Source organism: Aeromonas sp. HMWF015, assembly GCF_963878965.1.
In the GTDB taxonomy this organism is placed as follows: domain Bacteria; phylum Pseudomonadota; class Gammaproteobacteria; order Enterobacterales; family Aeromonadaceae; genus Aeromonas; species Aeromonas veronii.
This window is the reverse complement of the sequence record NZ_CAWNZT010000125.1, coordinates 1-2,459: the sequence shown is the minus strand read 5'-3', so window position 1 is coordinate 2,459 and position 2,459 is coordinate 1. Positions and strand designations below refer to the sequence as shown.

Sequence of the window (2,459 nt, the reverse complement as noted above, 5' to 3'; positions counted from 1 at the left end):
GCACACTCCCGTTACGGGAACCTGAAACAAAAAGCGAGGCCAATTGGCCTCGCTTTGCATTCAAATGGCGCCAGAGTGCTATTTGGCCGCCTCTTGATGGGCCTTGATGACGGCCACCGCCTTGTCAGGGAAGTCACTGAACACCCCATCCACATCAGCCTGATAGAGGAAGATATTAAGGAGATCGGTGAAGTCCTTGGCATAGGCCGGGATCTGCCCCTCATCCTGACGGAAGGTATAGGGGTGAACTTTCAGGCCCGCCGCATGGGCTTCTTTTACCATGCTGGTGAAGACCGGCTTGCCCAAAGTGCCCGGCTCGGTGACGATCATCGGCTTCCACGGGCCAATCCCTTCGGCATAGCTGGCGATGGTTTTCATCGCCCCCGGCTTGAACATCCAGTCATAGTTGTAGGGGGTCGCCTTGCCCTTGGCGTCGTAGACCATGGTCTCGTTCCAGTCGGTCTCGGCCATCAGCTGCACCAGTTTCAGATCCATACCCATGGCGGGCATCAGTTCGCTGTTGATGCGCTGGAGTTCATCGGCATCGAAGCACTGCAGATAGACCTTGTCATCCTTCCCGGTATAGCCGTACTCCTTGAGCACCTTCAGCACCGCCTTGGAGATATCCTTGCCTTCGTGACGGAACAGCCAGGGCGCCTTGATCTCTGGATAGATGCCGATGTTCTTGCCGGTGCTCTTGTTGAGCCCCTGGATCATCTCGATCTCCTCCTGGAAGGTGTGGATCTTGAAGTCTGACTTCCAGAGCGGGAAGCGGGCCGGATAGACCGGCACCTGCTTGCCATCCACCAGCTGGAACGGCTCGGTCATGCGCAGGGATCGCACCTCATCCAAGGTGAAATCCACTACATAATAACGACCGTCCGGACGGGCACGACCGGGGAAGCGCGCCGCCACATCGGTGATACCATCGAGGAAGTGATCGTGCATCACCACCAGCTGGTCATCCTTGGTCATCACCAGATCCTGTTCCAGATAGTCGGCCCCCATGCCATAGGCCAGCGCCTTGGACTCCAGGGTATGCTCGGGCAGGTAGCCGGAAGCGCCACGGTGGGCGATAACCACCTTGCCTTCATCGGCAGCCAACACGGGTAATGAGAGGGATGCCCCAAGGCTCAATGCGATGAGGGAAACGGCGAGTTTTTTCATATGTGATGCTCTTTTATTATTGTGTGTAGGTAATTGTTCTATCAGAGGTTTGTTGCACATTTACGGTGGAAAGCGGTGGGCTGCAGCGCACTGCCCACCGTCACTCATCAGCTCGCCTTGCGCAGAGCCTGATGGTATTGGTCGAGCCAGATCTGCAGCATCTGCTGCTCTGACTCATTCAGGCGCAGCCCCAGCTTGCTGCGGCGCCAGAGGATATCATCCAGTGAACAGGCCCACTCCCGCTCGATGAGATAGCGCACTTCCGACTCGTACAGGCCACCACCGAGGTGAATGCCGCGATCCTCTTTCAGCCAGAGACGGGCATGGGCGCCATAGGCCTCGGCAATGCGCAGGGCGCTGCGATCATCGAGCCAGTCAAACTCCAGCGCAAAGGCGCGGGCCAGCTCGCGTACCGAGCAGTCAAACTCGCCACCTGGCAGCCGGCTGGTCGCAGTCCAGTCATCCCCCATCTGGCTGAACCAGGGCTTGAGCTTGTTGCAGGCGGCCTGCGCCAGCTTGCGATAGGTGGTGAGCTTGCCGCCAAACACCGACAAGAGCGGCGCACCGTCAGACTCGCCAGAGAGTTCGAGAGTGTAGTCGCGGGTCACCGCTTGCGGCGAGTCTGACTCGTCATCACAGAGCGGGCGCACCCCGGCATAGGTCCAGATCACATCTTTCGGCGCAATTTGGCGAGTGAAGTGGGCGTTGACCACCTTGCACAGGTAGGTAATTTCGGCCTCGCTGATCTTCGCTTCCCGCGGGCTGCCGTGGTGCTCCACATCCGTGGTGCCGATGAGGGAGTAGTCCTGCTGATAAGGGATGACGAAGACAATGCGGTTGTCTTCGTTTTGCAGGATATAGGCCTCTTCGCGCTCATGGATGCGTGGCACTATCATGTGGCTGCCTTTAATAAGGCGAATGCCGCGGGGGGATTTCTCGTGCAGGCTCTCGTCATAGAAGGTCTTGACCCAGGGGCCCGCTGCATTGACCAGACCACGGCAGGTGACGGTGAACTGCTCGCCCCCTTCCCGCTCCAAAGTGAGCGTCCAGTGTTTGGAACCGCGCACCGCCTTGATGCAACGGGTGCGGGTCTGAACGTCGGCCCCCTTGTCACGGGCCATCATAGCGTTGAGCACCACCAACCGGGCGTCGTCGACCCAAGCATCGGAATATTCAAACCCCTTGTTGATCCCCGCGCTCAAGCCATCTTGCGGCAGGAAGCGCACGCCACAGCTCCCCTTTAGCTTGTCGCGCTTGGCCAGATTGTCATAGAGGAACAGACCGGCGCGGAT

Annotated in this window: 2 protein-coding genes; both read right to left on the bottom strand. The window is 58.8% G+C overall.

The genetic code is table 11. The features are described from left to right. Positions 1-78: 78 nt before the first annotated feature. On the bottom strand, positions 79-1,167 hold the full coding sequence (gene glpQ, locus AACS18_RS06320; RefSeq protein WP_108613943.1) for a glycerophosphodiester phosphodiesterase: 1,089 nt from the start codon (positions 1,165-1,167) through the stop codon (positions 79-81). Positions 1,168-1,274: 107 nt separating this feature from the next. Further along, on the bottom strand, positions 1,275-2,459 hold a 1,185-nt coding region (gene glpD, locus AACS18_RS06315; RefSeq protein WP_108613942.1), incomplete at its 5' end, for a glycerol-3-phosphate dehydrogenase.

Bases quoted from the DNA above. Each gene is read 5' to 3' on its own strand.
- glpQ (WP_108613943.1), bottom strand. From the start codon at position 1,167: ATGAAAAAACTCGCCGTTTCCCTCATCGCATTGAGCCTTGGGGCATCC.